The organism is Photobacterium satsumensis (assembly GCF_050336935.1).
Taxonomy (GTDB): Bacteria; Pseudomonadota; Gammaproteobacteria; order Enterobacterales; family Vibrionaceae; genus Photobacterium; species Photobacterium satsumensis.
Window position 1 is genome coordinate 336,156 of sequence record NZ_JAKJSK010000006.1, and the last position, 21,630, is coordinate 357,785.

At 46.3% G+C, this 21,630-nt stretch carries 18 protein-coding genes; 6 read left to right on the forward strand and 12 right to left on the reverse strand.

Translation table 11 applies throughout. From position 1 onward, the window contains the following. Window positions 1–50: 50 nt before the first annotated feature. Window positions 51–1,544 carry an NAD(P)-binding protein gene (locus L4D79_RS01630; protein WP_428646469.1) on the reverse strand — a complete coding sequence of 498 codons (1,494 nt, stop codon included), beginning with the start codon at window positions 1,542–1,544 and terminating at the stop codon, window positions 51–53. Between the two features lie 436 nt (window positions 1,545–1,980). Between L4D79_RS01630 and L4D79_RS01635 the strand changes: the two genes are divergently transcribed. Next, entirely contained in the window at window positions 1,981–2,967 is a 987-nt protein-coding gene (locus tag L4D79_RS01635; RefSeq protein WP_428646472.1) for an outer membrane beta-barrel protein, read from the forward strand. 111 nt (window positions 2,968–3,078) lie between these two features. Here the strand turns inward: L4D79_RS01635 and sstT are convergent, their stop codons facing one another. From sstT to L4D79_RS01670, 7 genes are all read right to left on the reverse strand, one after another. Next, window positions 3,079–4,320 (reverse strand): serine/threonine transporter SstT, encoded by a 1,242-nt coding sequence (sstT, locus tag L4D79_RS01640; protein ID WP_428646475.1) that lies wholly within the window; start codon window positions 4,318–4,320, stop codon window positions 3,079–3,081. Between the two features lie 264 nt (window positions 4,321–4,584). Beyond that, entirely contained in the window at window positions 4,585–6,279 is a 1,695-nt protein-coding gene (locus tag L4D79_RS01645; RefSeq protein WP_428646477.1) for a BatD family protein, read from the reverse strand. Window positions 6,280–6,283: 4 nt separating this feature from the next. Beyond that, the gene (locus L4D79_RS01650; RefSeq protein WP_428646479.1) at window positions 6,284–8,248 is read right to left on the reverse strand and encodes a vWA domain-containing protein; all 1,965 of its coding nucleotides are present in this window, start codon (window positions 8,246–8,248) and stop codon (window positions 6,284–6,286) included. Then, a complete protein-coding gene (locus L4D79_RS01655) occupies window positions 8,241–9,206 on the reverse strand; it encodes a vWA domain-containing protein (protein WP_428646482.1) in 966 nt (321 codons plus the stop codon). The genes L4D79_RS01650 and L4D79_RS01655 overlap by 8 nt, the downstream gene beginning before the upstream one ends. Continuing rightward, complete coding sequence (locus tag L4D79_RS01660; RefSeq protein WP_428646485.1) at window positions 9,199–9,702, reverse strand: DUF4381 domain-containing protein; 504 nt, start codon at window positions 9,700–9,702, stop codon at window positions 9,199–9,201. Before L4D79_RS01660 ends, L4D79_RS01655 begins: the two co-directional genes overlap by 8 nt. After that, window positions 9,695–10,654, reverse strand: a complete 960-nt coding sequence (locus L4D79_RS01665) for a DUF58 domain-containing protein (RefSeq protein WP_428646488.1) — start codon at window positions 10,652–10,654, stop codon at window positions 9,695–9,697. The genes L4D79_RS01660 and L4D79_RS01665 overlap by 8 nt, the downstream gene beginning before the upstream one ends. Then, window positions 10,651–11,607, reverse strand: coding sequence for an AAA family ATPase (locus L4D79_RS01670; RefSeq protein ID WP_428646491.1), 957 nt, complete (start codon window positions 11,605–11,607; stop codon window positions 10,651–10,653). The genes L4D79_RS01665 and L4D79_RS01670 overlap by 4 nt, the downstream gene beginning before the upstream one ends. A gap of 568 nt (window positions 11,608–12,175) precedes the next feature. Here L4D79_RS01670 and L4D79_RS01675 point away from each other — a divergent pair. The 4 genes from L4D79_RS01675 (at window position 12,176) to phaC (ending at window position 16,466) form a co-directional block, all read left to right on the forward strand. Next, complete coding sequence (locus L4D79_RS01675; RefSeq protein ID WP_428646494.1) at window positions 12,176–12,916, forward strand: SDR family oxidoreductase; 741 nt, start codon at window positions 12,176–12,178, stop codon at window positions 12,914–12,916. A 38-nt stretch (window positions 12,917–12,954) separates the two neighbouring features. Continuing rightward, window positions 12,955–14,163: an acetyl-CoA C-acetyltransferase gene (locus tag L4D79_RS01680; RefSeq protein ID WP_428646496.1), complete on the forward strand. Its 1,209-nt coding sequence runs from the start codon at window positions 12,955–12,957 to the stop codon at window positions 14,161–14,163. Window positions 14,164–14,241: 78 nt separating this feature from the next. Next, window positions 14,242–14,589, forward strand: a complete 348-nt coding sequence (locus L4D79_RS01685) for a phasin family protein (RefSeq protein ID WP_255043286.1) — start codon at window positions 14,242–14,244, stop codon at window positions 14,587–14,589. Window positions 14,590–14,657: 68 nt separating this feature from the next. Next, window positions 14,658–16,466 carry a class I poly(R)-hydroxyalkanoic acid synthase gene (phaC, locus tag L4D79_RS01690; RefSeq protein WP_428646500.1) on the forward strand — a complete coding sequence of 603 codons (1,809 nt, stop codon included), beginning with the start codon at window positions 14,658–14,660 and terminating at the stop codon, window positions 16,464–16,466. 35 nt (window positions 16,467–16,501) lie between these two features. On the opposite strand, the gene L4D79_RS01695 is transcribed toward phaC, so the two are convergent. Continuing rightward, complete coding sequence (locus tag L4D79_RS01695; protein WP_428646503.1) at window positions 16,502–17,419, reverse strand: AraC family transcriptional regulator; 918 nt, start codon at window positions 17,417–17,419, stop codon at window positions 16,502–16,504. Between the two features lie 172 nt (window positions 17,420–17,591). On the opposite strand from L4D79_RS01695, the gene L4D79_RS01700 reads away from it, so the two are divergent. Further along, complete coding sequence (locus L4D79_RS01700) at window positions 17,592–18,806, forward strand: sugar efflux transporter (protein WP_428646506.1); 1,215 nt, start codon at window positions 17,592–17,594, stop codon at window positions 18,804–18,806. A gap of 135 nt (window positions 18,807–18,941) precedes the next feature. Here L4D79_RS01700 and L4D79_RS01705 read toward each other — a convergent pair whose 3' ends face one another. The 3 genes from L4D79_RS01705 to L4D79_RS01715 are packed head-to-tail and all read right to left on the reverse strand — an operon-like array spanning window position 18,942 to window position 21,505. Next, window positions 18,942–19,625, reverse strand: coding sequence for a 3-oxoacid CoA-transferase subunit B (locus L4D79_RS01705; RefSeq protein ID WP_428646508.1), 684 nt, complete (start codon window positions 19,623–19,625; stop codon window positions 18,942–18,944). A gap of 2 nt (window positions 19,626–19,627) precedes the next feature. Next, entirely contained in the window at window positions 19,628–20,278 is a 651-nt protein-coding gene (locus tag L4D79_RS01710) for a CoA transferase subunit A (RefSeq protein ID WP_428646511.1), read from the reverse strand. 9 nt (window positions 20,279–20,287) lie between these two features. Beyond that, on the reverse strand, window positions 20,288–21,505 hold the full coding sequence (locus tag L4D79_RS01715; RefSeq protein ID WP_428646514.1) for an acetyl-CoA C-acetyltransferase: 1,218 nt from the start codon (window positions 21,503–21,505) through the stop codon (window positions 20,288–20,290). Between the last annotated feature and the right edge of the window lie 125 nt (window positions 21,506–21,630).

Here is a 21,630-nt window from a genome sequence, read left to right on the forward strand (position 1 = left end):
AAGAGTAGGGCACCGAAATGCCCCAGTTAATTATCAGCAGTAATAGCGGTTTAATAGTCCAACTCAAATGACAATGTCTTTGCTAATGCTTCTGGGTAGTCACGCTCATGGGCGAGCTGTATAGCATATCGTTCGACATCTTCTGCAGAAAGTGACCGTGTCACAGGGAAGGCTTGTTCAATTGCCTTATTGTTCGCCTGTGTAAGGTATAAGCCCTCAGATTGTAGCCGTTCAACAATACTGTTCGCAGCTGAAAGCGCAGAAGAGGCTTTGACGATCTCGGTACGGGCATAACGTTGACCAGCAAAGGAAACATCAGCGGCACGTAGGGTAATGTCGTCACCAGGTATTTGCTGAGCACCAAAAAGAGGTTTTCCGCCTACGTTGGCTGTTTTGTAATTAGGTACAAAACGAGACATATGTTTGATTGCTCGGGTTGAGCGGATTTCGATTTCACGATTGTCCCAGCCCGATTTTATTTTGCTGATGAAGCCATTAGCAAGTTTTGGCTGGGCGCTGTTAGGGGTACTTTTGGCTAGGCCCTGCTTGAAGAGGGTGATCTCTTCGGTCATGCCGTGTAGCTGAAAATATCCGTCTGGGTACGGTGTAAGCTGCGCCATACCGTCTGGTGTACCACGCTCACCGTGGAAGATCACTTCAGGCCAATAACCTTGACTGTCCGGCCATTGAGTTACATATGCGGCTTTGAATTCCACCATGCGGTTTCGCTTTTGTTTCGCCATATCATCAATTTCGCCGGTTTGAAAACCACACGCATTAATCAGGTAGTCGACTTGGGCCCTGCGAGTGATGTGATCTTGGCGATAGCTATCGTATTGCTGGAATTCAATTTCCCAACGTAGATCTGTTTGCTGCGCCACGTGAGTCACTTTGCTTTGGGTGTGGATCTGGCTAGTGCTCAATGTTTCCAAAGCAAGATTGGCGGTGGCTGCTAGGCGAAAGACACTCCAACCATATTCCTGCACTAAAACCAATGGGTACTTGAACTGATCTAGCTCTAGGTTTTTCGCTACAGGGATCATCCAGTCATCAAAGTGGGTAGGATGGTCGGGTATTGGTTGCAGTGATAAAGCTTGCAACTCTTCTTTGTCGTAGAGTTTGAAATAGTGGTCCGGGTTACCAATAACGCGATTCGCGGGATCTTTTTCGACTAGCTGGCTATACACTTGCTGTAATTTTTCCAAGCGAGGCAATAGAGCGTTTGGATCGCCATTGTCATGTTTAGGCACCGCAATCACTGTCGGTCGGATATTAACCGTATGGGGAAACACTTTTAGCGAATCAATAGACTGCTGAAGTAGGGCGGTACATTGTTCGTCTGATATTTCACGGTATAGGTTACCACCAGCATGAAGGTGGCAGATTGGTGGCCCATTAACAAGGCTAGTACCTGCTTCAAAAATCTCGACGTTGATGCCTAACTCAGCCAAACGCAGCGCAATGGTTGAGCCAGCTATGCCACCGCCAATAATGCCTACCGAAAAAGAGGAGCGATGATTGTGCGGGTTAACTTGTTCTTTCATAAAATGCGCGTCGTAAAAATCTAGTGTCAAAGTAACTCGATTTTACTGTGCATAGATCACATTGAAAACCGAAAAAGAATAGGGTCATTAGGATTATTGGTAAAGGAGTGCTAAAAAATGCCCATTAGCGCTTTTCGTTGCGAGTTATGGGTTGGGTTTTAATCGGATTGCATTAAAAAAGCACAAGGGAAATAGTACTTTTTTGTATCATTTTTTACGCTTAGATCACCCCTTATAACCCTGTTTTAAACGGAGGCCCTATTAACTACCTAAATTGATTGATTCCAGCATTGGGCTGAGAGATGTATCAATGTGAAAAATATCACGTTATTTGCTCTTTTTATTGAAGATTTTTGTTATCTAAATTTGTACAAAAGCTGTTCTTTGTTCTACACCTAATGTGGTAGTGGCAAATAATAAATAAGGACAGTTAGTTATGAATAAAGTCTTCAAGGTACTTCCGCTTGCATTATTGATATCCGGCGCTGTTCAGGCTGCCACAGACAATCCATGGTATGTGGGCGCACGGGTCGGTGGTACAACGTACGATAATCTAGACGGTGTAATCAAAGGCCAAAATGCCGATAAAGATGATTGGGGCGGTGGTGTATTTGTTGGTTATAACTTCAATTCTTGGTTTGCTCTAGAAGGTGGTTATACCTATTTAGGCCAAGCTGACATTGGCTCTGATGGTTTTGAAGTTCAGGGTATTGACCTGCTGGGTAAATTTACTTATGAAATGTCCGACTCGTTTGATATCTACGGTAAACTAGGCGGCTTTGTTTTTGATGCTGACAATAGCACAAGTGCTGTCAATGATGATAAGAGTGGTTTGACCGGTACTGCCGGTGTGGGTCTAGAATATTTCTTCAATAACGACCTATCTGCTCGTGCAGAGTACCAGTACTACGCACAAGTGGGTGATACCCAATCACCGGGCGAGAGTGATATTCACTTCTACGGTTTGAGTTTAGTTTATCACTGGGGGGCGCCAGCACCTTTACCTGTCGTCGAGCCTGAGCCAGAGCCAGAGCCTATGCCTGAACCCGTCCCAGAAGTTGTTAAAGTTGAAGCGGTTGGTGCAGTTCTGCCGTTTGCCTTTGACAGTAACAAGTTGACGCAAAGAGATATCGAACTGCTTCAACCTGTCGCGCAGCAATTGGTTAAATACCCTGATACCCAACTATATGTTGTCGGTCATACAGACAGCCGAGGAGCATTGGATTACAACCAGAAACTGTCGGAAGAGCGTGCTGCGGTTGTAGCGGGTTATGTTGGTAATCACTTCGGTATTGATAAGAGCCGAATTGTTGCTCAAGGACGTGGTGAGTTAGAGCCTGTTGCTACCAACGATAATGAAGAGGGACGCGCACAAAACCGTCGTGTAGAAGTCTTTGTACCTGGGTTCGAAATGAACCAATAATCTCGAACAGGATTTCAAATTTAGAATTGTAATTTCATCGCTTCAATAAAAAATCCAGCATCTTGCGATGCTGGATTTTTTCTTTAACTGCTTTTACTTATTGCTGTAGGCTTAAACCGCCTTCATGTCAGCACTTTCTACTTTAGCTTCAGCTGCCTTACAGGCCGCCGCAGTAAAGAGAACATCGGTTGAACTGTTCAGGGCTGTTTCAGCCGAGTCCTGGATAACACCGATGATGAAGCCAACAGCAACAACCTGCATCGCAACATCGTTTGGAATACCGAACAAGCTACAAGCCAATGGAATGAGAAGTAGAGAACCACCTGCAACACCAGATGCACCGCATGCTGATACCGCTGCAACAACACTTAATAGAACCGCTGTCGCAACATCAACCTCGATACCCATAGTGTGCACAGCTGCTAGCGTTAGTACGGTAATCGTGATTGCAGCACCTGCCATGTTGATGGTTGCACCCAGAGGGATAGAGACTGAGTAAGTATCTTCGTGTAAATCCAGATCTTTACAAAGCTGCATGTTTACTGGGATGTTTGCCGCTGAGCTACGGGTGAAGAAAGCTGTAATACCACTTTCGCGGATACAACGAAGAACCAGCGGGTATGGGTTTTGTTTGGTTTTAACAAACACAATGACTGGGTTAACAACAAAGGCAATCACAGCCATCGAACCCAATAGAACGGCAAGTAGGTGCCCGTAGCCGAATAGCGCGTCAAATCCTGTTTCGGCAAAGGTGTTGGCAACCAGGCCGAAAATACCGATAGGCGCCAGACGGATCACAAAGCGAACAATCAGGGTAATGCCGTTAGACACATCGTGGAAAACCTGTTTGGTTGCATCGCTGGCTTGGTGAAGGGCAAAACCAAGGGCAATGGCCCATGCCAAGATACCAATAAAGTTACCAGACATCAGGGCGTTGACTGGGTTATCAACGATCTTGAACAGCAACGTATTCAATACTTCGGCAATACCTTCAGGTGGTGTTGCACCCGTTGCGCCGGTTACCAGAGTCAAAGTGGTAGGGAAAAGGAAACTCATGGTTACGGCAGTCAGTGAGGCCATTAAAGTACCGAAGAGGTACAGCACAATAATAGGCTTCATGTTGGTATGCGCGCCTTTTTTCTGATTAGCAATAGAAGAGGCAACCAGAATGAAGACCAAGATTGGAGCAACAGCTTTTAGGGCGCTGACGAATAAACCGCCAAGAAACCCGACTTTAATGGCTGAAGCGGGTGCGAGAAGGGCGAGAAGAACACCAGCGACAATACCAATGAGTATTTGTACGACCAGGCTTCCATTTGCGACTCGGGCTAGAAAGGGTTGTGTTTGATTCATAATACATCCTGCATATTTATAGTTTTGACGCTAAGCATTAAATCTCGTTAGCGATACATTTTGTAACAGGAATTTTGGCACATTTCCACAGTCTATTAAAGAAACTTTTGGTTCACCAACATTTAACAACTAATTTCTGCTATTTGCGAGGTGTTTAATTCTATTGAGTTACAGTCGATTGGTTGTTAAGAGAGGAAGCCGCAAGCTTGAGCAAGATGTTAAAAAGCCCACCGTGTGGTGGGCTTTGTGGGTAATAAAGTGCTGTTACTGTGGGGTTATTGGCGCAAGAGCACTTGACTTAGTATTTACATCGCTAATGGTTGTTTTATTCAGTTTCTGCATAATAAGTAGGGCATTAGTCTTGATGCTTTCTTTTTTCTGGCTTTTATCTTTGCTGTACTCTTGCTGCATGACATTTTGTATTGCCATGTGTAATTCTTCTTGTAACGGGTGATTAGGGGAGTGCTTTAACCATTGTTGGTAGTAGCTTTGCAATTGAATCGACTGATCTTGCTCTAGCGCTTGAATCATTCCATCCACCGGTGAAAGTGGTTGTTTAGCTAGGCCGGACTCTGTCTTGCGAGGTTGTTGTTTACTCTTGTTTTTTTCAATGAGCAGTAAGATAAGTGTCGTCACCCAGAGTAATGCGAGGCATAGGCTCAGCCACGGCCACCAACCACTATCTCGAACGATTTCTGTTTGAACCGTGTTTTGTGTTGGCTCTGAAGTATCAGGTTGTAACGCTTGTGGCGGCAAGAAAGCTTGCGCGCTTGGATCTCCTGGTAGAACGTTTAGTGCTAAGCCATCAATTTTGCTCGTTTCTTGTTTTGAAGTCGCTGTATTCCACCAGTTGATTGATAACGCTGGCAGCGTGATTTCACCCGACTGACGGGGAATGATTACTTGCTTGATTGTCATTGAAGTGAATTCATTATCACTGCCATATACTGGGCTCTCATTGTATACACGAACAGAGTCTGGGTACTGCAAGTTGAGATTGGGTAGGGTGCTTTGCTCGGCATTTTTGATTCGTAAGGTAATGATTCGACTGATTGGCTCGCCGACTTTCATTTCTTTGACATCTGGTTGCCATTGCTGCTCCAGTTCAAGTGCCTCTGTCGGTAGCCATAGTCCTTTGTAGTTGTCAGGCTTCGCTAAAACGGACAAGCTGAAATCATCTGCTTGCTGTTCAAAGGGAATTTGAAGGGTGGAGCCAAACCCTCGGTTACCCTTGATAAGGTTACCGGTAAATTTTGCACCTCGTAGTAGGATATCACCGGCTTTATTAGCGGTAATTTGATAATCACGGGTAATAATGAGGTAGCGGCGGCCGTTAAGTACAGTCTCGACCTGTCGGTCTTCTCCTCGTTGTTTGACACTGAGGCCTTCACCGGAAGGAGCTTGCAGCGACGCTTGGCTCATTTGTTCACCAATACGAATTCTTACCGTGTAGCGAAAGCTTTCTCCGACATAGAGTTGGTCTTTGTTACTTTCAGCATCAATCTTTATCTCGGGCTTTGACGGAGTACTGGCTGACTTGTTCGCAGACTTCAGCACTGTCATCTTAATCGGATCAGTTTGGCTGGCACCAATACGAAAGCCGGGAATCGTCAATTCACCGATTTCTTTCGCTGCAACCGCTATCTTCCATTCGGTCTGCCTAGTGACGACACCATTAACAAAACTCGTCCCGCTGCTCACTGATGGTGTGCCGTAATTGAAATGTTTCTCAAGCTCACTGAGATCGAGCGCGTTGGTATTGACGTTGTCATCGATATTGATAGTGAGCTGAAACACTTCGTTTACACCGACAATATTTTTGGAAACCGTCGCAACAGCTTGCGCAGCAAATGAAGACGATGAAAAGGCCAGAAGCCAACTTAGAAACAGCCCTTTTAGCCAATACTGTTGGTAACGAGGGGTATATCGATAATTGTTAAACATATTATTAATGATCATATATTTACCATGAGTTTTCTGTTGCGTCAGGCGCTTGTTTTTCTCTAGCTTGCAAGATGAGCTGAGCACGGATCAGTGCACTTGTATCGTTGGGCACCTGTTCTAATTTTTTCAATACGGGATCGCTGGCAGTGACACTCTCTAGTGTTCCCTCATCTGATGACGAAGCAGAGATAGAGCTAGGGTTATCATCATTCTTTTTTTGATCGTCTTCGGTAGTACGCTCAGCTTGTGCTGGTGGCTCTTCGGACTGCTCTTGTGAACTCGAGGGTTGAGCCTGTTGTTGCTTTAGTTCATTTTGCTTGCCCTGTTCTGATTGGTCCTGCCCTTGTTGCGGCTGGCTTTGTTCCTGAGCCTGCTTTTGGTCATCTTGTTGATCACCTTTCGGCTGCTGACTGTCCTGCTGGGAGCTGTTGGATGGGCTTGGCTCTTGCCTTTGGTCAGATTCAGAGTCAGAACCTTGCTGGTTTTGCTGCTGGTTTTGCTGCTGGTTTTGCTGCTGGTTTTGCTGCTGGTTTTGCGACGGCTTCTGTTGGCTTTGCTGTTGCTGTTGCTGTTGCGACTGGCTTTGATCTGGCTGTGATTGTTGATCATCTTGCTGTGATTTATTGCCTTGTTGCTGCTTCTCTTGCTGCTGCTTTAGTGCTTGGACCAAGGATAAATTCTTCTGGGCATCTTTATGGTCGGGGCTTTGTTCCAATATTGATTGATAAAGTGCCTCCGCCTTATCTAACTGACCGGTCTGTGCATAGGCATTAGCAAGATTGTATTGCGATTGTTGATCAGAAAGAGGCGAGAGAGTGTCTATTGCACTTTCATAATCACCGGCACGGTATTGAGCAGCGCCTCTCCATGACGGTGAAGAAAATTGTTCCGCGGCTTCTGTATAGTTCTCTTGCTCGAACAGCTCATACCCTAAGTTATCGCTATTGGTAAAAGGTGCAGACCAACTGGCAGCAAAGGCGTGATCTACGGGTGTAATGATTAAAACTGCGGCGATGATAATGCCACGACGAAAGCCGAGTAATGCCAGAAGAGCGATGGGTAGCAATAACCAAAAACCGCCGTTGATCCGCTCTTCTAGTTCTTTACTCGCATCGGTATTGTTGTTACTGATGGGTTTTTCAGTTGCTTTGATGAGATTGTCAATATCGTGGTCCGTAGGTTGAGAGGCTTGAAATAGGCCACCAGTTCTGCGTGCTAACTCACGCAGAGGGGCTATTTCAACTTTATCAATCACTGTTTTCCCATTGCTATTCGTCAGTAGTGTGCCATCAGGCAGCCTGATCGGGGCACCTTGAGCCGTTCCAACGGCTAAGATTGAAAGTCGATACTGATTATCATCGAGGAGTTTTCGAGTCTCTTTAGTTTCTTTATTGCTCAGGCCGTCGGTGATCAAAATAATATCACCATTCTGATGACCTGCTTGCTTCAACAAGTTAATTGCTTCTTGGATACCCGTTGCCGCATTGCTGCCTTGAATGGGCATAATTTCAGGCGACAGGTGGGGGATCAAACTTGCGAGTGTTGAACTGTCTTTTGTTAGTGGACTAACGATGTAGCCATCAGCAGCATATGCAACTAAACCGGTGCTACCCTCTTTCCAGCCGGGTAACAGGTCAAGGGCTTTAAACCTCGCTTGGCTTAGGCGATTAGGTACGATGTCATCAGCATACATAGAGCGTGACATATCCATGACTAAAACGCGTGCGCCGGATAAGCTAAATGCGGGTAGTGGAGATTTTTGCCAGCTGGGACCTGCCATTGCCAGAATCGTCAGAACCCACAATGTGCCGATAGCGGGTAAGGCTATTCGGGTTTGCGCTTTATTTGATAAACCGAGCCTTTCGGCCAAGTGGGGGGCGATAAGTCCTTGTTTACGACTTTTTTTGGCTAACCAGGGTAGTAGTAGCCCCAGCGGGATCAATGCGATCAACCAATAGGGATATAGGAAAGTAAAACTAACCATTGCGCTTTCTCATAACAACGATGATGACTGAAAGTAGTAGCGAAAGAGCCAAAGGAAAACGGAATAATTCCTGACGAGGTCGCCACGTTTGTTGTGCGGTATTAATTGGCTCCAACTGGTCAATCATCTGGTAAATTTGTTCTAACTCCTGCGGGTTTCGAGCACGGAAGTACTGTCCTCCGGTCATGTCCGCAATGCGGGTTAGCATCCTCTCATCGAGATCTTGGGAAGGGTTAACGGTACGGGTTGAAAAGAAGGTACGTTGCTCCATTTCTTCTGCACCCACGCCAACGGTGTAGATGGTGACGTCACTTCTTGCCGCGAGCTCTGCTGCTTCCAAAGGCTCTATCACCCCAGCGGTATTGGCCCCATCACTGAGTAGGACGATGACCCGCTGAGGTGCCTCACTATCAATGAAGGTTTTGGTTGCAATACCTAGCCCTTCACCGATTGCCGTACTTTGACCAATGAGTCCCAATACGGTTCTATCAAGCTGCTGTTGGACTGTATCACGGTCAAACGTGAGGGGTGTTTGCAAATAGGCATGGTTGGCAAACAAGACTAACCCAAGACGATCACCGCTGCGTTTTCCGATAAACTGGTGGAGCACATCTTTTACGGCGGTTAATCGGTCAATGGCCTCATTATCTTCGGTGATCATGTCTTTGATCGACATAGATCCGGACAAATCGACAGCAAGCATCATATCGCGATGATCGGGGTTGATCTCTATCGGATCCCCGTACCAAACGGGTCGGGAGAGCGCGGTGATCAACCCAATCCATGCCGTGGCCATTAATACAACCAACCAACGGCTGACTTGTGCCTTTTTCCCAAGGCCATCTGGTAGTTTAGGCAGTCTGATAGCTGAAGGCTGTGCATGAGGCTTACTCAAGAAATAAACCGCAGCAGGCAGTGGAAGCAGCGTAAAAGCCCAAAGCCAAGTAAATTCAAACATTGCCTGACTCCTTGGAAACGTTTGGCATACAGTGGAAGTTGGCTTTACGAATCCATTTCTTGGCTTGTTGGTAACACATAGCAAACTGTTCTTTTTCTAGTGGAGCTGGGGAAAACAGTCCTTGCTGCCAAACCTCAGACAAACTGATGAAGCCTCGATCCCTTTCCTCTAAGTGCTGGTCGAGAAATGAAAGCCATGGCTGTCCTGTTAAGCCTGCGACCTCAGCCCGGGAGTGGTATGACATCGCGACCTGACGTAATAACAGGTTCAGCTGATTGAAATCGTCGGGTGATTTTAGTACCGCTAATCGGTTTAATGCCTCTCGTCTGGCTACGTTTTGACGACGACGCTTGACAATGACCATTGCCAGATAAGCGACAGCAATGACCGTTAGCACAATAGTGAGCCACCATCCCCAAGCCAGAGGCCATACACCCGGCGTTTCTGGTAGGTGGATATCTGCAAGTGGTAGCGCCGGCATTGTTGTTTCAGCCATGTATCCCTCCTTTACTCCCTGAATGACCAAGTTGATCCAACAATGTCTGGGCGGCAGAGAGGTGATGTAATGGAATGGCTAAACTTTTACACATGTCCTGTATGAAATCTTGATGCTCTTGATACTGTTGGCTGAGGCTATCGCGGGTACTTTGGGCGGAAAAGTCTAGCCAAGTTGCCTGCTGATCATCGGTAACGAACTCGATGCCATTGAATGTGGTATGGCCAAATTCAAGGGGATCAAAAATCTGAACGAATTGTAATCGGTTATGCTGCCTGAGCTGGCTTAACCGCCTTTTATCTTTTTCCTGTAGTTGATAAAAATCACTCAGAACGACAATTTCGCTACCTTTTGGGCAAAGGTGATGGAGGTGCTTGAGTGCATCAGAGAAGCTCAGTCGCTTTTCATCAAAATTATCATTCCTATCATTTTGATGCGCATCAATCATGGCATTGATCACCGTCAGTGGTCCTTGTTGGCGTGCTGTCGGTTTACACTCGTACAAGCGGTTGCCGTTGAACACGATTGCGCCGATCCTGTCTTGCTCACTGACTGCTAGCCAGCTCAACAAGCTCGAAAAATGCGCCGCCTGTACCGATTTTAGCAATAACTGTGTACCAAATTTCATACTGGGGCTGATGTCAATCAGCAGCATCACAGGCTGTTCGCGTTCTTCGGTGAACAACTTGGTGTGGGTTTTACCGGTACGTGCCGTTACGCGCCAGTCAATGGCACGTATATCATCTCCTGCCTGATAAGGGCGAACTTCGGCAAAGTTCATGCCGCGGCCTTTATGACGACTCTGGTGCTGGCCATTGAGTTGTGACCAGACACTCTGGGCGGGCGGTAACCATCGTACTGACTGGTTTTTGTATTGCAGAAGCTCAGCCAGACAAAGGTTAACGCCATCACTATGGGCAGGAAGTGCTGGTGTTAATTCCTTGGAATTCATGCGCAGGCAACCTGTGTAATTAACTGTTCGACGATGGTATCGGGTGATATGGCTTCAGCTTGCGCCTCATAGCTAAGTAGCAAACGATGCCGGAGCACAGGATAAGCCATAAGCTGTACATCTTCAGGTGTAACAAAGTCCCTGCCGTTTAGCCATGCATGAGAACGGGCACATCGATCAAGCGCAAGAGTCGCACGTGGGCTGACGCCCATTTGCAGCCAACTGGCAAGTTGCTCACTGTAGCGGTGGGGATGACGGGTGGCCATAATCAAACGAATGATGTATTGCTCCACTTCCTCAGCCATGTGGATATTGAGCACTTCCTTACGAGCCGCAAAAATCTCTTCTTGGGTAACCTGTACCGTTTCTTCTGCGATAACTCCCAAAGCCTCGCCTCTGTTAAGTCTTAGGATTTCCAACTCACTGCTTTCATTTGGGTATTCAACATTAAGTTGCAGTAGAAAACGGTCAAGCTGTGCTTCCGGTAGGGGGTAGGTGCCTTCTTGTTCAATAGGGTTTTGGGTTGCCATAACCAGAAATAATTCAGGAAGGTGATAGGTTTTACGTCCTGCAGTGATCTGCTTTTCCGCCATTGCCTCGAGCATTGCAGCCTGCACTTTGGCTGGCGCTCGGTTGATTTCATCTGCTAGTAACAAGGCATTGAAGATTGGACCTGGCTGAAAGGTAAAGTCGCCGGTTTCAGGACGAAAAATATCGGTACCTGTTAAATCAGCTGGCAACAGGTCTGGGGTAAATTGAATGCGGTGGAAGTTCCCCTCGATACTATCGGACAGCACTTTTACTGCGCGAGTTTTTGCCAGCCCCGGAGGGCCTTCAACCAAGATATGGCCATCGGCAAGGAGGGCGATCATTAACTGTTTAACAAGATTTGGTTGACCTATGACCTGAGTATTCAGGTGCGATTGAAGGCGTTGGAAAGTCGTTGTCAACATAGGGGGCTATTTTCCTTAAACGAAACAGTTAAATATGAAAATTAAGACTCAAATTGACCGCTTAAGTTCATCTGCGTGGTTCAGGTGGCGGTTTATTAATCTTTAGAAACGTAATTTATGCAGGTCTGACCTCCTGTGGTTGATGATTATTGATGCACTTTCTCAGTTCAAGTTTGCACAAGTAATATCCAATACGTAGCCACTGACTAATCCTATAGCATTGATTTCACTCATATAAAACTTGGCACCTATCGTGCATATTAAAATTAACATTATTGACACATACAATGATTGATTTTGGTTTTGTTGGTAAGCGTGATTCTATGCAGGAATATTGGTACGACCATTGATACTCCGTGTTGATATTGGTATGTGCATGTGTTCTTATAATATTCGTGCAATGTAAAAGTCACCTTAGTGTCTTTTTCACTCGCTAGGATGCAACAAGATAAAAAATAAGACTGATAAACAGTCTACGTTGGTTAGTGGTCCTTATTGATAGAGCGCTTATAAGTGTTTGAATTTAAGGGTGGTAAGTCATCATAAAGATGGAATGGAGTCTTCTGTAATGAGTAAAAAAGCATTAGTAACTGGTGCAAAAGGTGGTATTGGTTCAGCGATCACTAAAGGATTGGTTGATGCGGGTTTTCGTGTAATTGCCACGTATTTCCCAAGCGGTGAAGCCAAAGCGAAAGAATGGTTTAAAGAGAATAATTATTCAGATGAGCAGGTTCGTTTGTTCCCGCTGGATGTTACAGATGCTGATTATTGTGCAGAGGCGCTAGCAACATTGCTGCAAGAAGAAGGTAACATTGATGTTCTTGTCAATAACGCTGGTATTACACGAGATACTACGTTCAAGCGTATGTCGAAAGAGCAGTGGGGTGATGTTATCACAACAAACCTGAACAGTTTGTTTAACGTTACCCAGCCACTATTCGCTTCAATGTGCGAGCACGGTAATTCTCGAGTTATCAATATCTCTTCAGTCAATGGCCTTAAAGGTCAGTTTGGTCAGGCGAATTATTCAGCAGCTAAAGCTGGAATGATTGGTTTTACCAAAGCGTTGGCAGCTGAAGGTGCGCGTTCAGGTGTTACCGTTAATGCGATTGCCCCAGGCTATACCGGCACGCCGATGGTAGAAGCAATTAAGCCAGAAGTCCTAGATAGCATTAAAGCTGAGATCCCAATGAAGCGCCTTGCTGCACCAGCTGAGGTCGCGGCTGCGGTAACTTTCTTGGCAAGCGATGCTGCGGCTTATATCACAGGTGAAACCTTGTCTGTGAACGGCGGCTTGTACATGCACTAATGGGTTAATTTCTGAAGTTTGAAAGGACGCAAAAAATCATGTCAAAAGTATATATCGTTGCGGCTAAACGTACGCCTATCGGTAGTTTCAGCGGTGCGCTGAAATCAGTTCCTGCTTCTCAACTTGCTGCTGTAGCCATTAAAGCGGCGTTGGAAGAAGCAAACGTAGACCCAGCGAATCTTGATGAAGTCATTCTCGGTAATGTTATTGGTGCTGGACAAGGTATGGGGCCAGGCCGTCAGGCTGCCATTTATGCCGGTGTTCCTCAGGAAGTGCCAGCTTATAGCCTAAACATGGTGTGTGGCTCGGGAATGAAAGCGGTAATGGATGCAGCTGCTCATATCAAAGCCGGTGATGCTGAGTTGGTTGTTGCCGCGGGTGCAGAAAACATGTCACAGATCCCATTCTGTGCGCCAGCGACTATCCGAGACGGTCAGAAAATGGGCTCTCTAAGCCTGGACGATTTGCTGATTTCTGATGGTCTTACCGATGTGTTTAATCAATATCACATGGGTGTTACCGCTGAAAACGTTGTCGCTAAAGTGGGGCTGACCCGCGAGCAGCAAGATAACTTTGCGCTAGCAAGCCAGCAAAAAGCGGTTGCCGCTATTGAGCAGGGCAAGTTCGCTGGTGAGATTGCACCTGTTGAAGTGACGGTTCGCCGGAAAACCAGCGTTGTTGATACGGATGAATACCCGAAAGCTGATGCGAGCATTGAAGGCCTGGCAAAACTACGAGCTGCATTCAAGAAGGAAGGCGGTTCAGTAACGGCGGGTAACGCGTCAGGTATCAATGACGGTGCCAGTGCCATTATTGTTGCGTCAGAAGCAGCAGTAGAGAAATACGGCCTAACACCACTTGCTGAAATTGAAAGCTACGCTCAAGCGGGTATCGCTCCAGAAATTATGGGTCTAGGTCCAGTTCCTGCTGTGGTTAAAGCACTTGATAAAGCACAGCTTAATATCAGCGAAGTTGGTCTGTTTGAATTCAACGAAGCATTTGCTGGCCAGGCTCTAGGTGTACTTCACGAATTGGCCGATGAACTAGGGTCTCAAGTAGAAGATCTGGCCGAGCGTTCCAATGTAAATGGTGGTGCGATTGCACTGGGTCACCCACTAGGTGCTTCAGGTAACCGTATTATTGTCAGCCTTCTTCACGAAATGCGTCGTCGCGGAACGGAGCATGGCCTAGCTACCTTGTGTGTTGGTGGTGGTATGGGTACAGCAATTGTTCTGAAGAGCGTTTAATTCAATTGTATAGCTAACCAGTATCTGTATTCACCATGGCACAGGTACTTAATCAATCTTTAAATGAAGGAAATATCTATGTATACGGAAATGTTTAAGTCTTTCTCTGAGCAGACTGAAAAATCACTAGCACCATACGTTAAGTTCAACAAAATGTTCACTAAGAACGTTGAAGAGCTAACTGAGCTTCAACTTGCTGCTGTTCGCGCATACAGCGATCTAGGTCTTAATCAACTTAAAGCAGTAAGCGAAGTAAAAGATGTTCAGTCTTTCGCTGAGTTCAATAGCCAACAGCTAGAAACGCTAACTAAGCTTTCTCAGCAGCTAATTGATGATAGCAACAAATTCAATGCTGTAGCTCAAAGCTTCAAAACAGAAGTTGAAGAGCTAGTAGCTGAAAATGTAAAGCAAGCAACACCTGCTTAAGTTGCATGACCAATTCTGCCGCCCCATTCGAGGGCGGCATTTTTAGTCCTGATATAGAGGTCATTGCAATGAATCATAACTTCTTTACGGACTACTTTGCCAAGCTCCAAGATATGAACCAGATGTGGTGGAAGGAGCTGGATTCCGGCAAAGCAGCCATGAATACTCCCTTAAATAAAGCGCTAAATGAAGTTAGCTTAGAAGATACTACTAAGTTGATCGAACAAGCATCAGCGCAACCAGCCGTTATCGCTAAAGTGCAAATGGACTGGTGGGAGAACCAGATGAAGATCTGGCAAAACGTCACCATGAAATCGGGTGGCGAAGACGATCTTGTTAAGCCTGAAAAAGATGATAAACGTTTTACTGATCCTGCATGGGAAAATGAAACGTTTTACAATTATATTAAGCAATCGTACTTACTGTTCAGTAATACGATGAAAGAGACAATAGACTCGATGGAAGGGCTAGACGATAAAGCGAAAGAGCGTTTAAGCTTTTTCTCTCGTCAGGCAATCAACGCTATGTCTCCAACGAACTTTGTCACGACAAACCCGGAATTAGCTAAGCTGACCGTTGAAACTAATGGTGAAAACTTAGTGAAGGGAATGGAGCTTCTTCAGCAAGACATGCAGTCGAGTGCTGATGTGCTGAAGATCCGCATGACCAATGATGCAGCTTTCCAGTTGGGTGAAAATGTAGCGAATACGGCAGGTGATGTGGTTTACAAGAACCACCTGTTCGAGCTTATTCAATATAAGCCACTGACTGAGAAAGTGAATGCCACTCCGTTGTTGATCGTGCCACCGTTTATCAATAAGTACTATATCTTGGATCTTCGTGAGAAGAATTCAATGGTACGATGGCTGGTTGAGCAGGGACACACTGTGTTCATGATGTCTTGGCGTAACCCTGATGCCAGCATGTTTGATGTTGATTTTGACGACTACGTCGTTGATGGTGTTGTTAAAGCCGTTGACGTTGTTGAAGAAATTACCGGTGAAAAACAAATCAATGCGGCAGGCTACTGTATTGGCGGTACGCTGCTAGCGACAACGTTGGCTTACTATTCCGCCAAACGAATGCGCAACCGCATTAAATCAGCAACGTTCTTCACGACATTGTTAGATTTCTCTCAGCCAGGTGAAATTGGTGCGTACGTTAATGACCCGATCATTTCAGCTATCGAGGCGCAGAACGAAGCCAAAGGCTACATGGATGGCCGCTCGCTAAGTGTGACATTCAGCCTGCTACGCGAAAACAGCTTGTACTGGAACTACTACATCAACAATTATCTGAAAGGTAACAGCCCAATCGACTTCGATTTGCTGTACTGGAACGGTGATAGTACCAATGTTGCAGTAGCATGCCACAGTACATTGTTGCGCCAGTTCTACCTGGAAAACCGTCTTGTCGATCCAAAAGGGTTCAAGGTGGGTGGTGTGTATATTGATCTGGCTAAGATCAAGATCCCAACCTACTTTATCTCAACTCAGGAAGATCACATTGCGCTTTGGCAGGGTACTTATCGTGGTGCTAGCAAGCTAGGTGGAAAGTCTACATTCGTATTGGGTGAGTCTGGTCATATTGCAGGTATCGTTAACCATCCTGCAAAGAATAAGTATGGCTTCTGGACGAATGCTAAAGCTTCGGCTGATCCTGAGGCTTGGCTAGAAGGGGCTAAACGCCAAGATGGCTCTTGGTGGACCCACTGGAACAAGTGGATGGGAGGCTTCGAAGAGGCTGAAGCCATTGATGCTCGAAGTGCGGGTAGTACTACGTACCCAGCTAAAGGCCCAGCACCAGGTAACTACGTGATGCAGAAGCTGCCGATTGAAGTGTCTAACGTGTTGCAAGGACAACCGGAAGAAGCTTAATTCAGTATCTCTTATACGAGTGAAGCCAACGCTTATTAAGCGTTGGCTTTTTTCTTTCTGAGGTTCTGCCGAAACATGCTACGAAATTGGCTGGGTGTCATCTGCTTTTGTTGCTTGAACTGACGGTTGAAGTTGGACAAGTTGGCAAAACCAGTTTGCTCAGCAATCAGTGCTATAGGCTGTTGGGTGTTGATGATTTTCTCGCAGGCTTTTCCTATCCGGTAGCGCTTAAGGTGTTCGGCAAAACTTTCCATAAAATGGCGTTCAAATAAGCGGTAAACAGAGCTTTCACTCATATGTAGTTCATCGCAAATCTCTGCAATCTTTATCGGCATTTGATAGTTTTTTTCAATATAGTTCTGAAGCTTCTTCAATCGTTGTAGCTGACTGCCGGAATCATCGGGTAAGTGATAGGTGTAGCTCGTTGATGCAAGTGACTGTGCGTCATCATCTTCAGCAAGGCAAAGCAGGATATTAACAATATGATTGAATTGCCGGGCAGGGGTGAGTTGTTGAGTTTCTCTGAGCAACGCAGAGACTTGCTCGGAACATTGCTGACTAAACTTGATACCGTTCTTCGAGCGCTCGAGAGTATTTTCCAGTACTTGCAGGGCAGGCTCTGCCTGGAAGAGGCTTTTTATCCACCTCGGGTCAAACCAAAGAATATGGTTACTAACAGGTATATTCTGCTGGGCATGTACATGGCCTGACATCATATGGGGCAACCCTGGACCATATAGGACCAGTGTATTGTGAGCTTGTTCATAGCAATGATCGCCACTGACTGCGGTACATTGCAGTGCCCCTCCGGGGTCATGACATAGAACGAGTTCATATTCGTGATGGTAATGCCAACCACAGCAGAGCTCATAAGATTCTTCTAAAGATAGATAGTGCTCCAATCGCCATGTCCTATCACTGTCTGGACTGACTTTTTCTATGTAGGGTTTCATTAATTCTGGCGCCTTATCCTTGGCTAAATACGATGACTGATAAATAGTCATCAATATATCTCATTAAAACTGAGCGAATAGTATTGGTTGATGGAGGAACGATACAACATCAAGCAGATAGTCGCTATAGACTTGTTGTGAAATGAATCACAGTCTTGCCTAAGGATTTAGAATGCCGATTAATCGACCCACTATTTGCTTCATTGCGATAACTTTTTTCTCTGGTTTAGGAGGTGCTTTTCTATTTCCGCTCACAACCCTGTACCTTGTCGAAGTACTGCAAGCGACGCCATTTAAAATCAGTTTGTATTTGGTTTGCAGCGTCATAAGTGCGATTGTAGTTTCCCAACGAATGGCCTATTTTTCCGATAACGGCACAAGCCGCAAGCGGCTCATTGTAATGGCGTTCGCTTGCTATATCGTTACCGCTATCTTTTTTGCCTGGAATAGCCAATATTGGCTCGCTTTAGCTGTAGTCGTAACCATTACTAGCATTAGTAGTGCCGCCTTTCCCCAAGTATTTGCCTTGGGCCGAGAATACGCTGATCAGCATTTAGCCGAGAAGGGAACGCTATTTCTCAATACTATGCGTGCAAGTATTGCTCTGGCTTGGGTATGTGGCCCACCAATGGCCTTTATGGCGCAATCAAGTTATGGTTTCACGTTAACCTTTCTGCTGGCGGCGCTGAGCGGTATGGTGACCCTGCTGATTGTTTTGACTTTGCCCAATAGCCAAAAAATTCAAGCTCAGGTTGAAGGTGAACAAGATTACTCAGTAAAGCCGTTCCAACCGTGGTATCGCCAAGTGCCCGTATTGGTGTTTTTGGTGTCTATTGTGTTGATGTTTCTTGCAAATAACCTTTACCTAACAACTATCCCTCTGTATTTAACCCATGAACTCGATTACGGCAGTAGTCTTGTTGGAAATATGATGGGGTTAGCGGCATTGTTTGAAATCCCAATCATGCTGGGTATCGGTCTGTTGACAGTAAAGTGGGGGGCGCATCGCCTGCTTAATCTGGGTGTATTGTTCGGATGCTTATTTTTTGCTGGCATGGCCGTCGTTAGCAGTGAGCCGGCTATGCTAGCTTTGCAGTTGTTCAATGGCTTATTTATCGGTGCCACAGCGACACTGGGGATGGTTGTGTTGCAAGACATGATGAGGGACCAAGTGGGGACAGCGACAACTTTGTTTTCCAATGCGATTCAAGTCAGCCTGCTACTCGCCAGTTTGGCAATCGGCATTTTAGGTGAGTATTTTACTTACTACATGGCGTTGTGGGTGTGTTTTGCTGCGGCCGTTATTTCACTGATAACGCGTTTGGGGCAGGATCTATGGTTCAAACGTGATCACTCATGTAGCAATGAGGCATGTGCAACGGCTTAACGTGCTTCTTCATTAAATGTCTTTGAAAAAATAACAACACCAAGACTCATTACCTAATGTGTTCTCGGTGTTGTTTATTTCGGTGTTGTTTATTTTGGTATAGCTTTCTCGGTGTAGCAGGTTTAGCTATGGATATTAAAGATCGCTTGGGATCGGCATTGCCTTCAGGTCCGGTGAGATGATTAACTCTGCTTCTGTCGCTGCCTGAATTTCGTCAACCGTTGTTCCTGGGGCTAGCTCGGTTAACATCATCCCTTGCTCGGTGATTTTGATAACGCCAAGCTCAGTGACAATCAAGTCAACTTGATTTGCGGCAGTAAGGGGTAGCGAGCAATGCTGAAGTAGTTTCGGTTTGCCTTTGACGGTGTGCTCCATGGCGACAATAACTTTTTTTGCACCTACGACGAGATCCATCGCACCGCCCATTCCCGGTACCATTTTTCCAGGGATGATCCAGTTTGCAAGGTTACCAAACTGGTCGACCTGCAATGCACCTAATACTGTCGCATCCACATGACCGCCACGAATGATGGTGAAAGAGTCGGCGCTATGGAAAGTACAGGCACCTGCCGTTGCGGTTATTGGCTGTCCACCGGCATTGACCAAATCCGGGTCAATATTGGCTTCATCCGGCATTTCCCCGATACCAATGAGTCCATTTTCAGCTTGCAGGAGAATTTCAATATCTGAGGAGGTTTCGTTGGCAACTAGGCTTGGTAGTCCAATACCGAGGTTGACCACATCGCCATCATGAAGCTCTTGGGCTACACGCCATGCAATCATTCGACGAATCTGATGTTTTTCTCTTTTAATTGCCATGATTAAGCTCCTTGGTAGATGTGGTCGATAAACAAACCCGGTGTATGTACTGCTTCTGGGGCTATTTCGCCAATATCAACCAAGCTCGCCGCTTCGATGATTACGGTGTCAGCGGCCGTTGCCATTAACGGGTTGAAATTTTGAGTGGTACCTTTGTAGACGGTGTTACCTTTGGTATCGACAACAGAGCCGCGGATCAGGGCAAGATCAGCCCGCAATGGTTTTTCAAGCAAGAAGTCTTTGCCATCCACCTGAATGACTTGTTTGGATTCAGCCACTAAGGTGCCAAGACCGGTAGGGGTTAATACACCACCTAAGCCTGCCCCTGCTGCACGGATCCGCTCAGCGAGCGTGCCTTGCGGAACCAACTCTACATCCAATTCACCACTGTTCATCTGTGCTCCCGTTTCAGGGTTGGTACCGATGTGCGAGGCATAAAGTTTGCTGATACGTTTTGCTTTGATCAGGCGACCTGAGCCTGATTTTGGCGTACCGGTATCGGTAGTGATTAGGGTGATGTTCTTGATGTCGGACTCAAGAATAATATCAATTAATCCTTCTGGTGCACCGTTGGCCATGAACCCGCCGATCATAATGGTCATATCATCGCGTAGAAGACTGGCGATCTCGCTTGCTGAGATAGATTTTTTCATCATATGTTCCTATTTGTTCGCCTGGTATCGACGGATGATCACAGCTGTTCCCATACCGCCACCGATACAGAGGGAAGCCAAGCCATAGGTTTGCTGTGAACGCTCTAGTTGGTATATTAACGAAGTCAGGATTCGGTTGCCTGATGCGCCGAGCGGGTGACCGAGGGCGATAGCACCACCATTGAGATTGCTACGCGATTCGAGCCAAGACCTATCGACGCTATGCTTTTCACAAAGCTCTTTCATTACCCCAAGGGCCTGCGCAGCAAAGGCCTCATTGAGCTCAAAGCATTCAATATCAGCCAGTGTTAATTTGGCTTTATCGAGGGCATTGGCGATGGCGGGTACAGGGCCTAATCCCATCACTTTCGGTGAAAGACCTGCTTGTCCACAGGCGATAACTTCGGCGAGAGGTGTAAGGTTGTAACGCTGAACCGCCGCTTTTGATGCAAGAATAATTGCCGACCCACCATCGTTGATCCCTGATGCATTACCGGCAGTGACAGTGCCTTCTTTCTTGAAAGCAGGGCGAAGCGCTTGCAGTTTTTCAAAGCTGGCGTCGGCTTTCGGGTATTCATCGAGGTTGACGGTATACTGCTTGCGGCGGTGGTTAACATTAACCGGCTCGATTTCATCACTAAAGCCATGCTCTTTTAGTGCTGAATTGGCCTTTTGCTGGCTGGAAAGCGCGTATCGGTCTTGTTCTTCACGGCTTAGTTGGTGTAATTCAGCGATGTTCTCTGCTGTAAGTCCCATGTGGTACTGGTTGAAAACATCAGTCAGGCCATCTTTGATAATGGAGTCGTCGAGAGTCAGTTGGCCCATTTTAACGCCATCACGTAATGGGTTGGCAGAAATGAAAGGCGCTTGGGACATGCTCTCCATGCCGCAAGCAACAACAATCTCAGCTTCTCCTGCTCGAATATGACTCACACCATCCATCACGGTTTTCATACCGGAACCGCAGATCATATTCAGCGTGTAGGCTGGGACAGTGTCAGGAATGCCAGCGAGAATAGCCGCTTGTCGGCCTGGGCCCATACCAATACCTGCACTTAATACATTTCCTGCAATCACTTCATCAATCAGGCTTGGATCAAGGTGACATTGCTCGAGTGCACCTTTAATGGCGGTTGCTCCTAGTTGAGGTGCTGATACGGGGGCAAGCGCGCCGTTGAAACTGCCAATAGGGGTACGTTTTGCGGCAACAATGTAAACGGGTTCCATACAACTTCCTGTTTCTGTTTGATTCGTTAATAACAGTCTATGGGGGAGAGGTGTAAGGGTGTTATAGCCATAGATTCAAATCTGATTTGCGAAAATGCAAAAATATGATGCGTACTTGGTCACGC

What these genes read in the sequence shown, in the direction of transcription:
- L4D79_RS01635 (WP_428646472.1), top strand. Translation starts at nt 1,981, where the DNA reads ATGAATAAAGTCTTCAAGGTACTTCCGCTTGCATTATTGATATCCGGC.
- L4D79_RS01630 (WP_428646469.1), bottom strand. Translation starts at nt 1,544, where the DNA reads ATGAAAGAACAAGTTAACCCGCACAATCATCGCTCCTCTTTTTCGGTA.
- L4D79_RS01685 (WP_255043286.1), top strand. Translation starts at nt 14,242, where the DNA reads ATGTATACGGAAATGTTTAAGTCTTTCTCTGAGCAGACTGAAAAATCA.
- phaC (WP_428646500.1), top strand. Translation starts at nt 14,658, where the DNA reads ATGAATCATAACTTCTTTACGGACTACTTTGCCAAGCTCCAAGATATG.
- L4D79_RS01655 (WP_428646482.1), bottom strand. Translation starts at nt 9,206, where the DNA reads ATGTTTGAATTTACTTGGCTTTGGGCTTTTACGCTGCTTCCACTGCCT.
- L4D79_RS01665 (WP_428646488.1), bottom strand. Translation starts at nt 10,654, where the DNA reads ATGAATTCCAAGGAATTAACACCAGCACTTCCTGCCCATAGTGATGGC.
- L4D79_RS01705 (WP_428646508.1), bottom strand. Translation starts at nt 19,625, where the DNA reads ATGGCAATTAAAAGAGAAAAACATCAGATTCGTCGAATGATTGCATGG.
- L4D79_RS01660 (WP_428646485.1), bottom strand. Translation starts at nt 9,702, where the DNA reads ATGGCTGAAACAACAATGCCGGCGCTACCACTTGCAGATATCCACCTA.
- sstT (WP_428646475.1), bottom strand. Translation starts at nt 4,320, where the DNA reads ATGAATCAAACACAACCCTTTCTAGCCCGAGTCGCAAATGGAAGCCTG.
- L4D79_RS01700 (WP_428646506.1), top strand. Translation starts at nt 17,592, where the DNA reads ATGCCGATTAATCGACCCACTATTTGCTTCATTGCGATAACTTTTTTC.
- L4D79_RS01695 (WP_428646503.1), bottom strand. Translation starts at nt 17,419, where the DNA reads ATGAAACCCTACATAGAAAAAGTCAGTCCAGACAGTGATAGGACATGG.
- L4D79_RS01710 (WP_428646511.1), bottom strand. Translation starts at nt 20,278, where the DNA reads ATGAAAAAATCTATCTCAGCAAGCGAGATCGCCAGTCTTCTACGCGAT.
- L4D79_RS01715 (WP_428646514.1), bottom strand. Translation starts at nt 21,505, where the DNA reads ATGGAACCCGTTTACATTGTTGCCGCAAAACGTACCCCTATTGGCAGT.
- L4D79_RS01675 (WP_428646494.1), top strand. Translation starts at nt 12,176, where the DNA reads ATGAGTAAAAAAGCATTAGTAACTGGTGCAAAAGGTGGTATTGGTTCA.
- L4D79_RS01670 (WP_428646491.1), bottom strand. Translation starts at nt 11,607, where the DNA reads ATGTTGACAACGACTTTCCAACGCCTTCAATCGCACCTGAATACTCAG.
- L4D79_RS01645 (WP_428646477.1), bottom strand. Translation starts at nt 6,279, where the DNA reads ATGATCATTAATAATATGTTTAACAATTATCGATATACCCCTCGTTAC.
- L4D79_RS01650 (WP_428646479.1), bottom strand. Translation starts at nt 8,248, where the DNA reads ATGGTTAGTTTTACTTTCCTATATCCCTATTGGTTGATCGCATTGATC.
- L4D79_RS01680 (WP_428646496.1), top strand. Translation starts at nt 12,955, where the DNA reads ATGTCAAAAGTATATATCGTTGCGGCTAAACGTACGCCTATCGGTAGT.